Here is a 249-nt window from a genome sequence, read left to right on the forward strand (position 1 = left end):
CCGATTGAGTATAAAACACTAAAACAAGCAGCTTAATTTTCTACATGAGTTGTGTACTAAGTTTGGGGTATTTACAGTTTTGAGGATGAAACCATAGAAGTACAACATTTCCAAGTCACAAAAGAAGGAAAATTTCAAGAGTTACCCGTCACTTCTAATTGCTATATCGACTTTGCCACTAAAGATAAAAACAAACATTCAGCAAAAAGTCTGTTGCTAAATTGAGCGATTTAATCGTACCTATCGTAC

This window comes from Gilliamella bombi (assembly GCF_900103255.1).
Classification (GTDB): domain Bacteria; phylum Pseudomonadota; class Gammaproteobacteria; order Enterobacterales; family Orbaceae; genus Gilliamella; species Gilliamella bombi.